Origin of the sequence: Ensifer sp. LC11 (genome assembly GCF_001695835.1) — a bacterium.
Classification (GTDB): domain Bacteria; phylum Pseudomonadota; class Alphaproteobacteria; order Rhizobiales; family Rhizobiaceae; genus Ensifer.
Map to the genome: position 1 here is coordinate 194841 of NZ_MBSO01000034.1, position 20035 is coordinate 214875.

The 20035-nt window shown below is 62.5% G+C and carries 15 protein-coding genes and 1 pseudogene; 11 read left to right on the forward strand and 5 right to left on the reverse strand.

The genetic code is table 11. The annotated features are described in order from the left end of the window. Window positions 1-64 precede the first annotated feature (64 nt). Window positions 65-367, reverse strand: a pseudogene (locus BBX50_RS22220) (transcriptional regulator); the annotation flags it as partial. Between the two features lie 160 nt (window positions 368-527). Beyond that, complete coding sequence (gene parC, locus BBX50_RS22225; RefSeq protein ID WP_065777480.1) at window positions 528-2804, reverse strand: DNA topoisomerase IV subunit A; 2277 nt, start codon at window positions 2802-2804, stop codon at window positions 528-530. 445 nt (window positions 2805-3249) lie between these two features. Here parC and BBX50_RS22230 point away from each other — a divergent pair, with 445 nt between their 5' ends. The 5 genes from BBX50_RS22230 to groL all read left to right on the forward strand — a co-directional run bounded on the left by BBX50_RS22230 (window position 3250) and on the right by groL (window position 9330). After that, window positions 3250-4449, forward strand: a complete 1200-nt coding sequence (locus BBX50_RS22230; RefSeq protein WP_065777481.1) for a hypothetical protein — start codon at window positions 3250-3252, stop codon at window positions 4447-4449. A gap of 460 nt (window positions 4450-4909) precedes the next feature. Beyond that, on the forward strand, window positions 4910-6238 hold the full coding sequence (locus BBX50_RS22235; protein ID WP_244513092.1) for a cytochrome P450: 1329 nt from the start codon (window positions 4910-4912) through the stop codon (window positions 6236-6238). Next, window positions 6225-7232 (forward strand): hypothetical protein, encoded by a 1008-nt coding sequence (locus BBX50_RS22240; RefSeq protein WP_083213763.1) that lies wholly within the window; start codon window positions 6225-6227, stop codon window positions 7230-7232. The genes BBX50_RS22235 and BBX50_RS22240 overlap by 14 nt, the downstream gene beginning before the upstream one ends. A 135-nt stretch (window positions 7233-7367) precedes the next feature. Then, a complete protein-coding gene (locus BBX50_RS22245; protein WP_065777483.1) occupies window positions 7368-7601 on the forward strand; it encodes a hypothetical protein in 234 nt (77 codons plus the stop codon). A gap of 103 nt (window positions 7602-7704) precedes the next feature. Continuing rightward, the gene (gene groL / locus BBX50_RS22250) at window positions 7705-9330 is read left to right on the forward strand and encodes a chaperonin GroEL (RefSeq protein WP_065777484.1); all 1626 of its coding nucleotides are present in this window, start codon (window positions 7705-7707) and stop codon (window positions 9328-9330) included. Window positions 9331-9351: 21 nt separating this feature from the next. Here groL and BBX50_RS22255 read toward each other — a convergent pair whose 3' ends face one another. Beyond that, window positions 9352-10002 carry a TetR/AcrR family transcriptional regulator gene (locus BBX50_RS22255; RefSeq protein WP_201723509.1) on the reverse strand — a complete coding sequence of 217 codons (651 nt, stop codon included), beginning with the start codon at window positions 10000-10002 and terminating at the stop codon, window positions 9352-9354. A gap of 102 nt (window positions 10003-10104) precedes the next feature. Here BBX50_RS22255 and BBX50_RS22260 point away from each other — a divergent pair, with 102 nt between their 5' ends. Beyond that, a complete protein-coding gene (locus tag BBX50_RS22260; RefSeq protein WP_065777543.1) occupies window positions 10105-11271 on the forward strand; it encodes a serine hydrolase domain-containing protein in 1167 nt (388 codons plus the stop codon). 77 nt (window positions 11272-11348) lie between these two features. On the opposite strand, the gene aspS is transcribed toward BBX50_RS22260, so the two are convergent. After that, on the reverse strand, window positions 11349-13136 hold the full coding sequence (aspS, locus tag BBX50_RS22265; protein WP_065777485.1) for an aspartate--tRNA ligase: 1788 nt from the start codon (window positions 13134-13136) through the stop codon (window positions 11349-11351). A gap of 320 nt (window positions 13137-13456) precedes the next feature. Here aspS and BBX50_RS22270 point away from each other — a divergent pair, with 320 nt between their 5' ends. The 4 genes from BBX50_RS22270 (at window position 13457) to BBX50_RS22285 (ending at window position 18643) form a co-directional block, all read left to right on the forward strand. Continuing rightward, window positions 13457-14695 carry an MFS transporter gene (locus tag BBX50_RS22270; RefSeq protein WP_065777486.1) on the forward strand — a complete coding sequence of 413 codons (1239 nt, stop codon included), beginning with the start codon at window positions 13457-13459 and terminating at the stop codon, window positions 14693-14695. 98 nt (window positions 14696-14793) lie between these two features. Then, entirely contained in the window at window positions 14794-16194 is a 1401-nt protein-coding gene (locus BBX50_RS22275; protein WP_065777487.1) for a multicopper oxidase family protein, read from the forward strand. A gap of 77 nt (window positions 16195-16271) precedes the next feature. Further along, window positions 16272-17429 (forward strand): ribonuclease D, encoded by a 1158-nt coding sequence (rnd, locus tag BBX50_RS22280; RefSeq protein WP_065777488.1) that lies wholly within the window; start codon window positions 16272-16274, stop codon window positions 17427-17429. 158 nt (window positions 17430-17587) lie between these two features. Continuing rightward, window positions 17588-18643: an adenylate/guanylate cyclase domain-containing protein gene (locus tag BBX50_RS22285; RefSeq protein WP_065777489.1), complete on the forward strand. Its 1056-nt coding sequence runs from the start codon at window positions 17588-17590 to the stop codon at window positions 18641-18643. A gap of 24 nt (window positions 18644-18667) precedes the next feature. Here the strand turns inward: BBX50_RS22285 and BBX50_RS22290 are convergent, their stop codons facing one another. Next, the gene (locus BBX50_RS22290; RefSeq protein WP_065777545.1) at window positions 18668-19075 is read right to left on the reverse strand and encodes a DUF2000 family protein; all 408 of its coding nucleotides are present in this window, start codon (window positions 19073-19075) and stop codon (window positions 18668-18670) included. On the opposite strand from BBX50_RS22290, the gene BBX50_RS22295 reads away from it, so the two are divergent. After that, entirely contained in the window at window positions 19074-19970 is an 897-nt protein-coding gene (locus BBX50_RS22295) for an AraC family transcriptional regulator (RefSeq protein WP_065777490.1), read from the forward strand. The two genes, BBX50_RS22290 and BBX50_RS22295, sit on opposite strands and share 2 nt — an antisense overlap. Window positions 19971-20035: the final 65 nt, after the last annotated feature.

Sequence of the window (20035 nt, forward strand, 5' to 3'; positions counted from 1 at the left end):
GGTCGTGCACCGAGGGCCGCTCAGATGCATGGTCCTTTCCAAGCGAAGCAAGACGGGGGTCCGGCATCTGGATCCGCATGGCCCAGAGCTCGCGGTTGGTGTTGATCCAGCTTGCGGCCTCATTCAGTGGCGCCGGGTGGCCAGTCAGGGCATCGCCATCGCGGCGCCGCAGGCGGGTGACGAGGCCGGCAGTCTCGAGAAGCGCGATGTGTGTTTCCAGGTCCTCGCCTGTGACCGAAACGGCCGTAGCCATATCTGCGACGCGCGCTTCGCCGGCAAAGAGGATCTCGAACATCCGGCGGCGAACCGGGCTTGCTAGCGCCAGCAGCACATCATCAAGGGCAGTGGTCTTCGGCATCGCTGTCATCCTATTGGACGCGCAGTGATCCATGATCGCCCCGCCGCTTACAAGCGCCGGCTCTTGCTCCGTTTCATTTGGATTTGCAATAGCTTAAAGCGCCGGGAAGCTGCGCCAAAACGGAACATCGGCCGCGCGATCCATCGACCGCACGGCTGACTTTTCCTGATCAGCCGCTGAACTTTCCGCTGCGCGGGAAGCCCTTCGGGACGACGCGGCCAGCCGACGCGCGGTCGCCCTGCCATTCGATCAGTTCGTCCTTGGTCTTGGTGAAGACGCGGCCGGCGCTGTCTTCCCAGACAAGGCCCTCGGCGATCGTGAAGCAGCGAATGTCGGAGACACCGCCATCCTTGTAGCGTTGCAGCCGCACACCCTTACCGCGCGCCATCTCGGGGATCTGGACAAGCGGGAAGACCAGCATCTTGCGGTTCTCGCCGACGACGGCAACGTGATCGCCCTTGATCGGCACAACCAGCTTGGCCTCATCGTCCGAAGCGACATTCATCACCTGCTTGCCCTTGCGGGTATTGGCAACGATATCGCTTTCGGTCACGACAAAGCCGTTGCCGGCAACCGAGGCAACAATAAGCTTACGCGCCGGGTCATGGACGAAGGCCGTCAAAACGTCCTGGTCGTTCTCCATGTCGACGATGATGCGCAGAGGCTCGCCGTGGCCGCGACCGCCCGGCAGCTTGTCGCCGCCGAGCGTGTAGACCTTGCCGCCGGTCGTGAAGACGAGGATCTTGTCGGTCGTCTGCGCCGGGAACGCCACCTTCAGCGCGTCGCCCTCCTTGAACTGGAGCGAGGACGTATCGGAGATGTGTCCCTTCAGAGCGCGAATCCAGCCCTTTTCCGAGATGACGACGGTGATCGGTTCCTTCTCGATCATCGCCTGCTGGATCGCTTCGACGTCAGCTTCCGGCGCGTCGGCGAAGGTGCTGCGGCGCTTGCCGATCTCGGTCGCCTTGGCGAATTTCTTTTTGACCTCACCGATCTCCCAGGCGACCGTCTGCCACTGCTTCTCGTCAGACGCGAGCAGCGCCTCGATCTCGGCTTTTTCCTTCGAGAGCGCGTCGAACTCGGTGCGGATCTCGAACTCTTCCAGCTTGCGCAAGGAGCGCAGGCGCATATTGAGGATCGATTCGGCCTGAAGGTCGGTGAGCGAGAACCGCTCCATCATGACAGACTTCGGCTCGTCTTCCTCGCGAATGATGCGAATGACTTCATCGATGTTCAGATAGGCGACCAGATAACCGCCGAGGATTTCGAGGCGGCGATCGATCGCGGCCAGGCGATGGCGCGAACGGCGCTGCAGCACCTCGCGGCGATGCGCCAGCCATTCCGACAGCACCTCATTGAGCGCCATGACCCTGGGCACGCGCCCCAGCGACAGCACGTTCATGTTGAGCGGGATGCGGCTTTCGAGCTCGGTGAGCTTGAACAGCGATTCCATCAGGATGCCGGCATCGACCGAGCGGCTCTTCGGCACGAGCACGATGCGGATGTCTTCCGCAGACTCGTCGCGAATGTCCTCAAGCAAGGGCAATTTTCGCGCAACCAGAAGCTCGGCGATCTTCTCGATCAGGCGCGACTTCTGCACCTGATACGGAATCTCGGTAACGACGATCTGGTAGCCACCGCGACCGAGGTCCTCCTGGGCCCAGCGCGCACGGACGCGGAAGCCACCGCGGCCGGTGCGGTAGGACTCAGCCATGCTTGCCCGGCTCTCGACGATCACGCCTCCGGTCGGGAAGTCGGGTCCTTCGATACCACCCTTCTGCGGGTTGGCCGGATCGTAAAGCAAGTCTTCAACGCTTGCGCCCGGATGACGGATGAGATGCAGCGCCGCGTCACACAGCTCATGGGCGTTGTGCGGCGGGATCGAGGTCGCCATGCCAACGGCGATGCCGGTCGCACCGTTCGCCAGCAGGTTCGGGAAGGCCCCGGGGAGCACGGTGGGCTCCTGGTCTTCCTCGTTGTAGGTCGGGCGGAAATCCACCGCGTCCTGATCGATCCCCTCAAGCAGCAACGAGCAGACGTCCGTCATCTTCGCTTCGGTGTATCGCATCGCCGCGGCGTTATCGCCATCGATGTTGCCGAAGTTACCCTGACCGTCGACCAGCGGGTATCGGATCGCAAATTCCTGCGACAGGCGCACAAGCGCATCATAGATCGACGCGTCGCCATGTGGGTGGAACTTACCCATGACGTCGCCGACGATGCGGGCGCACTTCTTGAACGACGAATTGGGCCTGAGCCCCATCTCGCTCATCGCGTGCACGATACGTCGGTGCACGGGCTTCAGCCCGTCGCGAACGTCCGGCAGTGCGCGGTGCATGATGGTCGACAAGGCATAGGCGAGGTAGCGCTCTTCCAGCGCCGCCTTGAGGTCAACCGGCTGAATGTTGTCGTCCCCGCCTGACGGGGGATTGAGGCTTTGTCCCATAGGTTCTTGCTAGCGCAACAGACCCGGAACAGCAAGGTTTTCAGGGCTTGCGCTTGTGGAGAACCCATTGCGCCGAGCAACCGGGCCGGAACCGTTCCGCTTGCCCCGGCGCAATGTTCGTGCAACGGTCGGGCGGCAATGCGTCGGTGGCGAGCGCTTGGTAACGTCCCGGAAAGCATGCTCGAGCCGGAACATGCGCCGTTTCGCCAAGCGAATATAATTTCGCCCTGTTTCGTATTAGCTTCGGCGTCAGTTGATTTGGACGATTTGCGAGGGGGGACTGCAAGACACGGACTGACCGACGGAAACAGGCAATTCCATGCCGCCGGCCCCACCGGATGTTGCCGCTCGAGCGCAGTAAATCCCTCTGCCGAGATAGACCAGATTGGCGACGCCCCATTCTTCGAAACAGCTACAATCTAAGATTTTCACGAAGGAACTCGATATGATGCACACGCGCAACATCCGCCTGATGATGGCGAGCGCCGCGCTCCTCACCCTCGCTAGCCCAGCCTTCGCGCTCGATGGCGCCGATCTGATGAAGAAGCTCGACGCAGCGACGAACGCGAACGGTACGTCGATCGCCTATGACAAGGCCGAGGTCGATGGCGACAAGGTCACGGTGACCGGGGTGAAGCTCAAGGTCGCAAGCCAGCCGGGCGAAGCGGTGGACCTGAAGATCGGGGACCTGACCTTCGAAGGCGTCGAGGAAACCGAGGGCGGCGGCTATTACGCCGAAACCGTGTCGTTCCCCGATGTCAATCTCAGCCAGGACGAAGGAAGCGTGTCGGTCAAGGACATCCTGCTCTCTGGCCTGACGATCCCTGCCAATGCGACTGGCGGAACGATCAACGACATTCTTCTTTATGAAAGCGCGAGCACCGGCCCCATCGCGGTCAGCTCCAAGGGCAAGGAAGTGTTCTCGCTCGAGAGCACCGAAGCCAATTTGGCGCGCCAGGAGAACGACGCCGGCTTTGACTTCGACGCAACGGCCTCCGGCATCAAGGCGGACCTTTCCTCGGTCGAAGATGCCAAGACGAAGGAAGCGATCGAGAAGCTCGGCCTGACCACGCTTGACGGTGCTCTGACGATGAAGGGCAGCTGGGAAGTCGAGAGCGGCAATGTTGCTCTGGAAGAATATGCCGTCGACTTCAAGAATGTCGGCCGGCTGAACTTCGCCCTCGACATTTCCGGCTACACGCTCGCTTTCGTCAAGTCGATGCAGGAAGCGATGAAGGCTGCCGAGGCCAACCCGAACAAGGAAGAAGCCAACCAGGCCATGGGTCTCGCCATGATGGGCCTGATGCAGCAACTGACCTTCAACAGCGCCGAAATCCGCTTCGACGACGCATCCATCACCAAGAAGGCGCTCGATTACGCCGGCTCGCAGCAGGGTGTCTCGGGTGATCAGATGGCGCAGTCGCTGAAGGGCCTGGTGCCGATGATGATGGCGCAACTCAACGTGCCGGAACTGCAGAACCAGGTGTCGGCCGCGGTCAATGCCTATCTCGATGGCCCGAAGAGCCTGACGATCAGCGCCGCGCCGGAAAAGCCCGTGCCGTTCCCGATGATCATGGGCGCCGCGATGGGCGCACCAAACACGATCCCCTCGGTGCTCGGCGTCAAGGTGACGGCGAACGATTGATCCTTCTTGGCGCTGGCCCCGACCCTCAATCGGTCGCGAGCCGGCCCAGGAAGTACATTACGAAGACATTTTTGCGCGCCTGTCCGGGCGCGCAAAGCTTATCGAGACGGATCGCGGCCAAAGCGGTCATACGCCGCCGCCATCGCCAATCGTTCATTCGAGAAAATTTTCTCCCGGGGCCGATGGCGCTTTTCTTGAAAATCGGGCATGTCCCAATTGAAGCGGCGAGAACATCCGCCGACAGCGAAGGCGAGTAACTTGCGGCGCGCAGAACAATACACGTTTGCAGACATAACAAGCTGAAATTTCAATAAAAACCCGATAGCCCTCTTTTCTCACGGCAGATCGAACATAAATGCTCGCCTGGCTCCAGCAATCCGTCAATTTCAAAGAAGAACTGCTGGAGGGGAAGTTCGCTCCCGTCCGGGCTGACTATTACTCCGGGCCACCGGGAAATCCGTTGCGACTCCTGCTGCAGGCACGCACCGATTTGATGTCGATCTGGCGCGCCAGCGATTTTACCGAAAAGGTCTCGCAAATCCGGCTGCTCGGCCGGCAGGTGATCCTTGTCAACTCCCCCGACCTGATCCGCCAGGTCGTCGTCAAGCGCCACGAAAACTTCGAGCGCAAGAGCCCGCAGATGCGCCGGGCGCTGGAGTTTCTCCTGGGCGACGGGCTGTTCATCTCCGACGGCGAGACCTGGAAACAGCGACGGCCGCTCGTTGCTGACATTGTCCACGCCAAGAGGGTACCGGCCTTCGGCCCGGTCATGGAGAAGACGACCAGCGAACTCGTCGAGCGCTGGAACCAGATGCCCGATGGTGCGGAGGTCAACGCCCTGCACGAAATGGCAGGGCTGACGGCCGAGATCATCGCGCGCAGCGTGTTCGGCAACCAGCTCGGCGACGATAGCGCGGCTGCGGTCACCGACGGTTTCACCAGCTACCAATCGCTGGTCGATTCCATCAACATCGGCTACTTCCTCGGCTTCAACGACGGCTTGCCAGTGCTGCGCACGCCGAGCCTGCGTCGCTCGGTCAAGCGCATCCACGGGATCATCGACAAGGTAGTGGAGGATCACCTTGCCGGACGCGGCGACCACAATTCGATGGTCGAGCTGCTCATTCGGCGTCAGCAGAGAAATCCGGAACTGAAGCTGGATGTCGTTGCCTTGCGCAACGAAGCCGCGACCATTTTCATGGCCGGCCACGAGACGACAGCCGCCACCCTCACCTGGACCTGGTATCTGCTGTCAAAAGCGGGATGGGTCGAAAAAGCCGTGCACGACGAGATCGCGCGTGTCTGCGGCGATCGCACGCCGACGATCGACGACGTGCCGCAACTCGAATGGTGCCGGGCCGTCATCGAGGAAACGCTGCGCCTGTATCCGCCGGTTCCGATCCTCGCCAGACAAACGCGTGAGGCGGACACGATCGGTGACATCGCCGCCGAGCCGGGCTCACTGATCCTGATCGTTCCGTGGCTTCTGCATCGGACGGCCAGCCTTTTCGAAGACCCGCACCATTTCCACCCGGAGCGCTTCACGGAAGGCCGCCGTCCGACGCCCTACAGCTTCATTCCCTTTGCCAGCGGTCCGCGCGTTTGCCCAGGCCTTCATTTCGGCCTGACGGAAGCCATTCTCTGCCTGGCAATCATTGCCCAGCGCTACCGGGTTCGCCTTCGCAAGCACCATGCGGTCGGGCCGATCTGCCGCCTGACCCTCAGGCCGAAGGACGGACTTCCGGTTACCCTGCACAAGCGGGAGAGCTCGACACATGGCGCCAGCTGACCCGCACCTGCGGCAACCGATTACCAAACGCAAGGCCTGGACTTTCGCCGAGCCGGGAGCTCCCGGTCTGGCGGACGCACTGGCAGGTGGCGATCGGCTGCAGGCGTTCTGGCGTTACTGGGTCATCGACAACCTGTGGAACCTTGCCAACCTGCTTGCCCATTTCGGCATGAAGCTTCTGCCGATGGATACCTGCTCGCGCCTGGGGGCAGCACTTGGCCTCTTTGTGGTGCCCCGTTTCCACAAGGTCGCCACGCGACGCGCCCGCGATACGATCCGGCATCTGCGCCCGGACCTCAGTCCTCAGGAGCAAGAGGCGCTGTTTCTCGCAAACTGTCAGGCCCAGGGTCGTCTGATGACGGAATTCTCCGTCGTCAACCGATTGCAGCAACGCCATGATCGGCTGCGGACCGATGGCCTCGCCCCGATCCGCGCGATTGCGAACAAGGGCCCGGTCATCCTCGTTGGCCTGCATCTCGGCAACTGGGAGGTCGGCACGATCGCGTTCCGCAACCTCGGCCTTCAGCCACACGCCTTCTACGTGCCTCCCAAGAGCCGGGCAAAGGCCTGGATCGCCAATCGGGTCCGCAGCAAGGCCGGCTTGCGATTTCTGCCGCCGGGCGTCGAGGGCATTCGGCCGGCGCTCAAGGTCCTGAAGAGCGGTGGCGTCGTCAGCATGTTCTGCGACGAGGGTTTTGGCGGCATGATCCGCGGGCCGTTCTTCGATCGCAAACCGCATCAGGAAGGCAACCTTGCGCTGGCGATCCGCCTAGCGCGCATGACGGGGGCGACGATCTGTCCGTGGTACGGCCTGCGCACCGAGGGCTTCCGCTTCGAATGCCAGGCACTCGAGCCCATCCGGTTGCCGGCCGAGGACCATCCCAATGCAAGGCTCCTGGACGACATGCTGCTCTTGAACAACGCGATCGAGCCCATCGTGCGCGCGCATCTCGACCAGTGGTACTTCCTCGACAATGCGCTTCGGCCTGAGTGATCCCTTCCGCGCTTTTTCGCCCCCAAGGCTCCCATGATATGATCAGCGCTTGATGCCGATCTCCCCTGGCCTATCTAGTCTGTACGGGGACCGCGGTCTCCGCATTCCTGACCGATAAAACGGGAGGAGAAGCTCATGGGACTGAAGCACGCGGATATTACCGCCATCCTTGGTCCGGTCGACGAGACGCTGATGGCCGAGTTGCTAGCGACGGGCGCGACGGCGGGCGAACTTGCAGAAGCAATCGCCTGGGTCAACAACGATGAAGCGCTGATCGGTGAGGGCCGCCACCTGCCCGCGGGACGCGTTGCAGCGTTGATCGATATCCTGACACCCGACAATGACGAGGAGCGTAGTTTCGAGATGTAGTCGACCTCGGTACTGTCCTGAGGCGATCGATTGCAGGCAAGGTTGCCCGGTGTTGGGCGACGGGCGCATGAAGCCAGGTGTTTCGTGTTGAGGGAGGTCAACAATGGCTGCCAAGGAAGTCAAGTTCAGTAGCGATGCCCGCGACCGGATGCTGCGCGGTGTCGACATATTGGCCGACGCGGTAAAGGTTACACTCGGTCCGAAAGGCCGCAACGTCGTCATCGAAAGGGCCTTCGGCGCGCCGCGCATCACCAAGGACGGCGTCTCGGTCGCCAAGGAGATCGAACTCGAAGACAAGTTCGAAAACATGGGCGCGCAGATGCTGCGAGAGGTGGCCTCACGCACCAGCGATGTCGCCGGCGACGGCACGACGACGGCCACCGTGCTGGCGCAAGCCATCGTCAAGGAAGGCGTCAAGGCAATCGCCTCGGGCATGAACCCGATGGATCTGAAACGCGGCATAGACCTTGCTGTCGATGCCGTCGTCGCGCAACTGAAGACCCATGCTCGCAAGATCTCCAACAACGACGAGATCGCTCAGGTCGGCACGATCTCTGCCAATGGAGATACGGAAATCGGGCGCTACCTGGCAAAGGCCATGGAACGTGTCGGCAATGAGGGGGTGATCACCGTCGAGGAAGCCAAAACCGCCGAGATCGAACTCGAAATCGTCGAGGGCATGCAGTTCGACCGCGGCTATCTCTCCCCCTATTTCGTCACCGACCAGGAGAAGATGCGGGTCGAGTTCGAGGACCCCTACATCCTGATCCACGAGAAAAAGCTTTCCAACCTGCAGGCGATGATCCCGATCCTCGAATCGGTGATCCAGGCAAGCCGGCCGCTTTTGATCATCGCCGAGGACGTGGAGGGCGAGGCACTCGCCACGCTCGTCGTCAACAAGCTACGCGGCGGCCTGAAGATTGCTGCTGTCAAAGCGCCGGGGTTCGGCGACCGGCGCAAGGCGATCCTTGAGGACATCGCGATCCTGACGGGCGGCACGGTCATCTCCGAGGACCTCGGTATCAAGCTCGAAAACGTGACACTTGACACCCTCGGCCGCGCCAAGAGGGTCATGGTCGAGAAGGAAAATACAACGATCGTCGACGGCGCAGGCGGCAAGCCGGATATCGAAGGACGCGTCAGCCAGATCAAGGCGCAGATCGAGGACACGACATCCGACTACGATCGGGAAAAGTTGCAGGAACGGCTTGCCAAGCTCGCCGGCGGCGTTGCTGTGATCCGCGTGGGCGGCTCGACCGAAGTCGAAGTCAAGGAGAAGAAGGATCGCGTCGACGATGCGCTGCATGCGACGCGGGCCGCAGTGGAGGAAGGGATACTGCCTGGCGGCGGCGTCGCGTTGCTCCGGGTCGTCCATGCGCTCGACGGGCTTAAGGCCGCCAATGACGATCAGCGCGTCGGCGTTGAAATCGTACGACGCGCGCTCGAGATGCCGGTGCGCCAGATCGCCGAGAACGCCGGCGCCGAAGGCTCGGTCATCGTCGGCAAACTTCGGGAAAATAGCGACTTCGCCCACGGCTGGAACGCCCAGACGGGTGAGTACGGCGATCTCTTCCGCATGGGCGTCATCGATCCCGTGAAGGTGGTGCGCGCCGCTCTGCAGGACGCGGCCTCCGTGGCGGGACTGCTGGTAACAACCGAGGCCATGGTCGCCGAGAAGGCAAAGAAGAACGGTCCCGCGCTGCCGACTGGCCCCGGCATGGACTTCTGACAGGTTCCGCGTCTCATTCTTTCAGGAAGAGGGCTGCCGGTGACGTGCGACCTCGCCGATCGCCAGTTCGGCGATCTGCAGGAGTTCCGTTTCGCTGGCGCCGTCCTGCGCCTGGACCGTCATACCCTGGAGGATCGCGCCGACGAAGCGCGCAAGCCCGGCGGCGTCCGTTTCCGCGCCCAGTTCCCCGTCAACGACGCCCTGCCTGAGACGATGCTCCAGCAGCGCCAGCGTCTCGCCGCGCAGGGCAGATACGTGCTTTGCGATCGCCTGGTTCTCGACGGCGCAGGTCAGCACCGCGGTTGAGATCATGCAGCCCTTCGGTCGGCCGGGGAGTGTGAATTCATGTGCCGAGGCACGCAGCATCTTGCCGATCACCTCGACCACATGCCCTTCGCTGGCGAGACTGCGGCCCGCCGCAGCCCCCTCCTCCTGCCGATACTGTTCAAGCGCCTCGCGATAAAGATCCGCCTTTGAGGTGAAGGCGGCATAGAGGCTTTGCGGCGTGATCCCCATGGCCGCGGTCAGATCGGCTATCGAGGCGCCCTCGTAGCCGAGCCGCCAGAAGGTCTCGCCGGCCGCGGCCAGAGCGACGTCACGATCGAACGCACGCGGTCGTCCACGGCGACGCGCAGAAGATTCTGCCGAATTGCTATTTTTCACAATGGTCACTCTAGAATTCTCGTAAGTCCTGGCGTATTCAGGAATGGTCATTGTGATTATAGAGGGATTTGTCCGATGAGTCTCCACCTGAAAGGCGCCGCACTGCTGGGCATGTTGCTCGCCGCTCCCGCATTTGCAGACGATCAAAGCGCATCGCTTCGTGCACGGCTCGACCCGGTGATTGACCGCGCGATCGCCGACAAGCGCATCGTCGGCACGGTGATCCTCGTCGCCCGCGACGGCGAACTGGTCTACGCCCGCGCCGCCGGGCAGGCCGACCGGGAGGCTGGCCGGGCGGAGAAGGAAGATGACATCTTCCGCTTCGCGTCCGTCACCAAGCCGTTCGTGACGGCCGCGGCCATGCGTCTCGTCGAAGAGGGGCGGATCACACTTGACGATCCGGTCAGCAAGTGGCTCCCGGATTTCCATCCGACGTTCGACGGCAAACCGGCGACGATCCTTGTTCGTCATCTGCTCAACCATACGGCGGGGCTTGAATACGGCTTCTTCCAATCGCCTGGCGGCTCCTATGCCAAGGCCGGCGTCTCCGACGGTCTTGATCTCACCGATATCTCGCTCGACGAGAACCTGAAGCGTCTCGCCAGTGTTCCGCTCGCCTCCGAACCGGGCAAGACCTTTCGCTATTCGCTGGCGATCGACGTTCTTGGCAGCGTCATCGAGAAGGCGACCGGTAAGACGCTCGACAAGGCCGTCGACGAACTGGTCGTCGCTCCGCTGTCCATCACCGGCGCAGGCTTCTCGACAAAGCCATCTGAAAGGCTGACCGCCGCCTATTTCGACGGTTCGCCGGAACCGAAACGCATGGAGGGAAGCATCGCCGTGCCGATCGGCGAAGGCCAGTTGATGTTCTCGCCGGACCGCATCCTAGATGCCAAGCAATTCCCTTCGGGTGGCGCCGGCATGGCCGGCACCGCAAAGGATGTGCTGACCTTCCTCGAGACCATCCGCAAGGGTGGCAGCCCTATCCTATCAGGCGAAACGGTGACGACGATGATGCAGGATCAAACCGGCCCTGAGGCGCAGACGCAGGGGCCAGGTTGGGGGTTCGGCTACGGCTGGGCCGTGCTCGTCGACCCTGAGGCGGCGGGCACGCCGCAATCGAAAGGCACGATCCAGTGGGGCGGCGCCTATGGCCACAACTGGTTCGTCGACCCGGTCGAAAAGATCACCGTCGTCGCCATGACCAACACGACCTTCGAGGGCATGTGGGGCCAGTTTACGCACGATGTTCGTGACGCCGTCTACGGCAAGCGCTGAACCGGGATCAAACGCGGAAATGAAAAAGCCCGGCGAGACGATCGCCGGGCTTTTCTTTTGATCGGGTCTATCCGACCTCAATCCTTCTTCTGCGGGATCGGGCGGATCGCCAGTTCGCGCAGCTGGGCAGGCGTCGCCTCGGACGGCGCACCCATCAGCAGGTCGACGGCCTGCTGGTTCATCGGGAAAATCGAAATCTCGCGCAGGTTCTTGGCGCCGACGAGCAGCATGACGATGCGGTCGATGCCGAAGGCCATGCCGCCATGCGGCGGTGCGCCGTACTGGAAGGCGCGGTAGAGGCCGCCGAACTGATCTTCGACTTCCTGCTGCGACTTGCCGGTGAGCTCGAATGCCTTGACCATGACTTCGGGAAGCTGGTTACGGATCGAGCCGGAGGCGATTTCGAAGCCGTTGCAGACCATGTCGTACTGGTAGGCCTTGATCGACAGCGGGTCTTCGCCGTTCAGCGCTTCCAGACCACCCTGCGGCATAGAGAAGGGGTTGTGGGCGAAGTCGATCTTCTTCTCGTCTTCCAGCCATTCGTAGAACGGGAAGTCGACGATCCAGCAGAATTCGTAGCGGTCGCGGTCGACGAGGTTCAGTTCCTCGCCGGCGCGGGTGCGGGCTTCGCCGGCAAACTTGTAGAACTTCGCGGGATCGCCGGCGACGAAGAAGCAGGCGTCGCCATCGTCCAGACCAAGCTGGGTGCGGATCGCATCGGTGCGCTCCTCGCCGATGTTCTTGGCGAGCGGACCGGCACCTTCGAGCTTCTCGCCTTCCTTGCGCCAGAAGATGTAGCCGAGGCCCGGCTGGCCCTGGCTCTGCGCCCAGGCATTCATGCGGTCGCAAAACGCGCGCGAGCCACCGGTCTTGGCCGGGATCGCCCATACTTCGACCTTCGGGTTCGACGCGATCATGTTCGCGAACACCTTGAAGCCGGAGCCGGCGAAGTGCTCCGTGACGGCCTGCATCTCGATCGGGTTGCGCAGGTCCGGCTTGTCGGAGCCGTATTTGCGGATCGCCGTGTCATAGGGAATGCGCGGGAACGTCTCCGTCACCGGCTTGCCGTCGGCAAACTCGACGAAGATGTCGCGGATGACCGGCTCCATGGTCGACCAGACGTCTTCCTGTTCGACGAAGCTCATTTCGAGGTCGAGCTGGTAGAATTCGCCCGGAAGGCGGTCGGCGCGCGGGTCTTCGTCGCGGAAGCACGGTGCGATCTGGAAGTAACGGTCGAAGCCGGCAACCATCAGCAGCTGCTTGTACTGCTGCGGCGCCTGCGGCAGCGCGTAGAAGCTGCCGGGATGGATGCGCGACGGCACGAGGAAGTCACGCGCGCCTTCCGGCGACGACGCGGTCAGGATCGGCGTCGTGTATTCGGTAAAGCCGACGTCGCCCATGTGACGGCGCATCGACGAGATGATCTGGGTGCGCTTGACGATGTTCTTGTGCAGCGTGTCGCGGCGCAGGTCGAGGAAGCGATACTTGAGGCGCACGTCTTCCGGATATTCAGGCTCGCCGAAGACTGGCAGCGGCAGTTCCTTGGCGGCCGAGAGAACCTCGATCTCCTGAGCGTAGAGCTCGATTTCGCCCGTCGGCATGCCCTTGTTGACGGTGTCGTCCATGCGCGCCTTGACGAGACCGTCGATGCGCACGACCCATTCGCCGCGAACGGTTTCGGCCGCCTTGAATGCCGGGCTGTCCGGATCCGCGACGACCTGCGTGATACCGTAGTGGTCGCGCAGGTCGATGAAGAGCAGCCCGCCATGGTCGCGGACGCGGTGAACCCAGCCGGAGAGGCGAACGGTGGAGCCGACGTCCGACTTGCGGAGGGCGGCACAGGTGTGGCTGCGGTAACGATGCATCGTCTTATCCCGGAATTGCGAAAGGGCCGCGCAGGCTCGTGGGACACGGCGCGCGGCACATGGTCAAAATCGGGCGGAAAAGCGCATGATGCGCCGCCTTTGTCAAGCCGCGCAGCCGCTGCCGCCCCCGATGGAGGTGCGTTGTAGACGAAGGAAACGGCCAGTCCAAGGGCGCTTGTAGCGAGAGCAAGCCGAAATGCCGCGAAAAGAACGGCAACCGTCACAATTCGGGGCTGTCCGACGGCCGAATGCGCGGCTACACAAACGAAGGCCCGCTGTGATCCCCGAGTCGCGGCCGATTTCCGGATGTCGCCTGCCCCATGTCTCAGATTCGCCCGCTCATCCCCCTTCTCGTTACCGCAGGCATCCTCATCGGCGGCAATGGCCTGCAGGGGACTTTCATCTCGCTTCGCGCCTTGGAAGAAGGTTTCTCGACATCGCTGATCGGCGTCGTCGGGGCCGGCTACAACATCGGCTTCGCACTCGGCTGCGTCTACGTCACCCGCATCCTGCGCTCGATCGGCCACATCCGTACCTTCTCGGCCATGGCGGCGATTGCGTCCGCGGCGGCGATCTCGATGGTGCTCGTCATCAATCCGCTGATGTGGTTCCTGATGCGGCTCCTGGCCGGCATCTGTTTTGCCTGTCTTTTTGCAACCGTCGAAAGCTGGCTCAATGCCAGCGTCACCAATGCCAACCGGGCGCGCACGCTTTCGGTCTACCGCCTCGTCGACCTCGGCTCAGTGACGGCGGCGCAATATGTCATCCCCGGCATCGGTCTCGGCGGCTTCGAACTCTTCGCCATCATCTCCATGGCGCTGACGCTGTCGCTGGTGCCGATTTCCTTTGCAGACCGGTCGAGCCCGGTCGCACCGGAAGCCATCCGCTTCGACGTCAAGGCGCTCTGGAACATCTCGCCGCTTGCGACCGTCGGCTGCATCGTCGTCGGCCTGACCAACGCCGCCTTCCGCTCGCTCGGGCCGATCTATGCGCAAGGCATTGGCCTTTCGGTGACCGCAATCGCCACCTTCATGAGTGCCGGCATCATTGGCGGCGTCGTGCTGCAGTACCCGCTCGGCCACTATTCCGACCAGATCGACCGCCGTCTGATCATCCTGATTGCCACCTTTGGTTCGCTGCTCGCCGGCCTGTTCCTCGCCTTTGGCGCTGGCAACGACGAATGGCTGAACTTTGCCGGCATCTTCCTGTTCGGCGCATTCGCCATGCCGCTCTATTCGCTGTGCTCCGCCCACGCCAACGACCATGCGGCGGAGGGCCAGCACGCGCTCGTTTCCGCCGGCATGCTGTTCTTCTGGTCGCTCGGCGCGATCATCGGGCCGCTGTTTGCCTCCTTCCTGCTCGACCTCTTCGGACCCCAGGCGCTGTTCATCTATACCGCCGCCATCCTCTTCCTGTTCATGCTCTACACGTTGCAGCGCATGATTGCGCGCGGCCCGGTACCGGCTGCGGCGCGGGCTATGCCGTTCCGCAACCTGCTGCGCACCTCGTCGTTCTTCAACAAGCTGGCGGCCGGTAACCACAAGCGCAAGGACGGTTGAACAGCCTGCGGCAAGATGCGCGCGGCTCGGCGAATTGCTGATTGCCGCAATCAGGTTTAGAACCGATGACAACTTAACCGCTTGTCGAGATTGCCGAAATGCCCGTAATCAATCGCCGCACCTTTCTTCAAGGCTCTGCAGCCCTCGGAGGCGCATTCGCGCTTGGCGCCGGCATGGCGGCGCGGGCAGGCGCCGCGCCCGATCCGCAGATCCTGACGGCGCAGCTGACGGAAGCGAAAATCGCCGGCGACGGGATCACGCCGAAGATCATGACCTATGGATTGGGAGAGGCGCCGGTGAACGGCATGCCGCCCGTGCTGCGCATGCGCAAGGGCGAACCCTATGCCGCGCGCCTCATCAACCGGCTCGACGAACCAACGACGGTGCATTGGCACGGGCTGAGGATCGCCAATGCGATGGATGGCGTGCCCGAACTGACGCAGCCCTACGTCTATCCGTATGATCCCTTCGACTATGTGTTCACGCCGCCGGATGCCGGCACCTTCTGGTACCACCCGCACTGCAACACGCTGACCCAGATGGGCAGCGGTCTCACCGGTGTCATCGTCGTCGAGAATCCCGACGATCCGGTCTTCGATGCCGAGATCGTGCTGAACCTGCGCGACTGGCGACTGGGCACAGGCGGGGCCTTCATCGACCCGTTCAAACCGCGGGATGCGGCCCGCGGCGGGACCTATGGCACGGTGCGCACCGCCAACTGGCAGCAGGAGCCGACCTACGACGCGCCGGCCGGCGGGCTGGTGCGGGTGCGGATCGCGGCCACCGACGTTACACGCATCTATACGATCGGCCTCGATGGCGCCGCGGCGATGGTGATCGCGCTCGACGGCAACTCCGTCGACAAACCTTTCGCGCTCGACCGCTACGATTTCGGTCCCGGCCAGCGTATCGATCTGGCGCTGCGCATGCCCGACGTCGAGGGCCAGACTGTCGCGCTCGGCAATTTCCGCGGATCGCATCCCTGGACCATTGCCCGCTTCCGAGCGACCGGCGCTTCGCTGAAACGCGATCTGCGCGATGTTGTCCCCCTGCCCGCCAACCCGATCGCAGAAGCCGACCTGTCCGTTGCCACGCGCGTGCCGATCGATCTCACGGCAACCGCCGAACACAAGGCGGCCCCTTCGATCTGCGGCTCGCTCGGCTACACCTTCTGGGCGATCAACAAGGTGCCGTGGCCGGGCGACACCCCAGACCCGATCGCACCGATCGAGGAGATGAAGCTCGGCAAGAGCTACGTGCTCCAGATCGCCAATCGGACACCGCATGCGCATCCGATCCATTTGCACGGCTTGAGCTTCCGCATTCTCAATTCCAACAAGCGGACCTTTCTGCCGCCGCCGACCGACACGATCCTGCTTTTGCCCGACGAACAGGCGGAAGTGGCGCTTGTGGCAGACAATTTGGGCGATTGGGTCGTCCATTGCCACATCATCGAGCACCAAAAGACCGGCATGACGGGTTATTTCAAGGTCGTCTGAGAATTTCGATTGTGACAGATGCCGCGACGGGCTACACGAAATCCCAGCCGCATTTTCGCCACAGTGATTTAAATCTGATGATTGAAACAACCGTAGACCTAGAGGCCGCCTGCCAGCAGCTGGCCCGCTCAAATTATATTACGATTGATACTGAATTCCTGCGCGAGACGACCTTCTGGCCGGAGCTCTGCCTGATCCAGATGGCGAGCCCGGATCTTGCCGTCATCGTCGACCCGATGGCCAAAGGCATCGACCTTTCGCCCTTCTTCGCGCTGATGGCCAACACTGAAGTCGTCAAGGTGTTCCACGCCGCACGCCAGGATATCGAGATCATCTTTCATCTCGGCAATCTCATCCCGCACCCGATCTTCGACACGCAGGTCGCAGCCATGGTCTGCGGCTTCGGCGACAGCGTCTCCTACGACCAGCTCGTCAACCGGGTCACCGGCACGCAGATCGACAAGTCATCGCGCTTCACCGACTGGAGCCGCCGGCCGCTGACCGACAAGCAGCTCGACTATGCGCTGGCCGACGTCACCCATCTGCGCGATATCTACAAGTATCTGACGGCAGAACTCGAGCGCGAGGGTCGTTCGCTCTGGCTGACCGAAGAGATGGCGATCCTTGAGGCCCAGGACACCTACGACCTGCACCCTGACGACGCCTGGCAGCGCCTGAAGATGCGCGTCAAGAAGCCGATCGAACTCGCCGTCCTGAAGACCGTCGCCGCCTGGCGCGAGCGCGAAGCGCGCGCCCGCAACGTGCCGCGCGGCCGCATCCTTAAGGACGACGCCATCTACGAAATTGCCCAGCAGCAGCCGAAGGATACCGAGGCGCTGGCACGGCTCAGAACCATTCCGAAGGGCTGGGAACGTTCGAGCGCTGGAGCGGCCGTCACCGAAGCCGTCAATGAGGCCCTCGCCATCCCCAAGACAGATCTGCCGAAACTGCCGCGTCAGAGCCACACGCCGGAGGGGGCGGCTGCCGCGAGCGAGATGCTGAAAGTTCTTTTGAAGCTTATCGCCGAGAAGCAAGGTGTGGCTGCCAAGATCATCGCCAACAGCGAGGATCTCGACAGAATAGCGGCCGAAGGCGAGAAGGCCGACGTCGGGGCGCTCAAGGGCTGGCGGCGCGAACTCTTCGGCGAAACGGCACTGAAGCTGATCAATGGTGAAGTCGCCCTGCGCTTCGTCGACAAGAAGATCGAGGCGGTAGAACTCGCGGCTGAGCCTTAAAGGGCGGAGACAAGTTTCCGCCCGAATCCGGCTCTAGCTGAAAGCCCGGCGAAACAGAATCACCGTCGCCTCAAACGAGGTGACAAGGCGTGGAGCCGGCGCGGTAGCTCGTGCCGACTGACACGGATGCCGCTTCTTCCGGTACCGGGGCTTTCCGCATGCGTTGGCGCTTCTCCACTTTCGAAGGACTTCTCCTGCTGCTCTTCGTCGCGGGCGCCGGAGCCGTCTACGCCTGGGTTTTCTATGGGAAGGGCGCTTTGATCGGTGCAACCTACGCGCTTTTCATGTGCATCCCGATTGTCGCCTTCGAACGGCGCGTCATTTTCCGGCGCCTTAATCGGCGGATCCATGCCTTCTCGACTCCCGTCTTCTTCGTCGCTTCGCTCGCGATCTATTTCGTGCTTCTCGACGTGGGCTACGCGACCGCCGGCCTGATCATGCAGGCGAGTGGCGTTATGGAGGACAACTGGATGGAGGCGATGACGCCGTCCAAGACCGTCCTCATCTTCGCGCTCGGCATTTCGGGATCGCTTGTCTTCATTCTCAGGGTTCGCGAACTGCTGGGGCGCGACGTGTTCCTGAGCCTTCTGACGGGGCGGTACCGCAGACCGATCCAAGAGGAGCGCGTCTTCCTGTTCATCGATCTCGCCGGTTCGACCTCCTATGCCGAACGCAATGGCGACCTGCGCATGCAGGAATACCTCGGCAAGCTGTTCGCGACGATTGCCGACCCCGTGCTGCGCTATCGCGGCTCCATCGACGACTATGTCGGCGACGCCGCCGTCATTACCTGGCCCTTCGACCGCGCCACCAACAACGCGGCTTGCGTCCATTGCGTCTTCGACATTCTTGAAGTCATCAATGCGGACGCGCACCGCTGGCAAAAGGAGTTCGGCGAGGTCCCGCGGCTGCGCGCGGCCCTTCATGGCGGCACCATCGTCGCCGCCGAAATCGGCCTCGACAGGCACAAGATCACCTATTTCGGAGACACCGTGAACACCACCGCTCGGCTGGAGGGCTTTTGCAAGACGCTCGGCCACCAGGTGCTGATCTCCACCGACCTCGCACGCAAGATGCGCCTGCCGCACTATGTCCGGGTCGAGGATCTCGGCGAGCACGCCATCAAGGGGCGCGGCCAGAAGCTCGGCGTGCTGGCGCTGCGGGTGGGCGGCTCGATGCCCGTCACCGCCCCTGCACCCAGTCCAGCTGAATAGTCATTGTCGGGGCTCCAAGCCCCATCAGCCGTGCAGTTTCGCGCCCTTGATGATCTTGTCGACAAGCTTCTTGTCGGCATGGATAGCGATGCCGGCGACGGCGGCCTCGTCCGGACGGGTCTCGGCGAAGACCGCCCGATTGGCACTGTCATGGCCCGTGGCAAACATGGCGTCGACATAGATCGATGCACGCACGTCCCTCTCTATCGCGCGCCGTTGAATGTTGCCGAGTGTCTTCCCATCTGCAGCTAACACGATGATCGGCTGAACGCTTAGCGCGTTGTAGACGTTGCCGGCGCCGTCGCGATAATCTTCTCCGATGATGTCGGGCTTCTGCCCGGCAATCCCTGTGGCGAGGAAGGCGGTGACGTTCAGCTTCTGCCAGGTAGCCAGGTCCTCGCGCAAGACGATTGCAAATTTGGTATCGAACATGACGGCCATCTCCATTTCAGCCCGGCAGGGCGTGCCGGAAGACGCATTATCGGAGGATGCCGCATTCGATCTTGAACGATTGTGCGGCATGCGCGGCGACGGCATTCGGGTTGCGCGTGCCGTCGATGGCATCGAGCGCATCGAAGCGCGCCTACACGGGAAATTCTTCGAACCGCACCGTCACGACACCTATGCGATCGGCGTGACGCTGGGTGGCATCCAGACGTTCCAGTACCGCGGTGAAAGCCGTTTCAGCCGACCTGGGAGCATCATCATCCTTCACCCGGACGAAGTGCACGATGGCGGCGCGGGAACGGAGGTCGGCCTGCGCTACAGGATGATGTACCTGCAGCCGGAACGGTTACTCGCAGCACTTGACGAAACGGGCCGCTCCCTGCCCTTCGTTGCAGCACCGGTGGTGGGTGATGAGGCCCTGCGGCAGGCGGTCGGAGAAGCCGTCATGGATCTCGACAACGGCATCGACGAACTGGCCCTTGACGACATCCTGGTGCGGATTGCCGAGGGCCTTTACCGGCATGCCGGCACCAAGGACATCAAGCCCGGAAAGGCCGACAAGCACGCCGTTCTGGAGGCGACCGAATTCCTTCGCGCCAATCTCGAACGGCCCGTCGGTTCCCAGGAACTCGCGGCGGTGAGCGGCCTTGACCGCTTTACGCTGGCTCGGCAGTTCCGCAAAGTCCTCGGCACCAGCCCGCATCGTTACCTGCTGATGCGCAGGCTGGAGCGGGCGCGCCAGATGATCGCCAAGGGCGAGAGCCTCGCAGGTGCTGCACTCGAAACCGGCTTTGCCGACCAGGCGCATTTCACCCGTCATTTCAAGCGCGCCTACGGCATCACGCCCGGGCGCTGGGCAAGCCTCGCAATCGCAGGCTGAGCCCGTCACCAAAGCTTCATCGGGCTGTAAAGCAAGCATCACCCAACCGTCATCAAAGCCGCCTA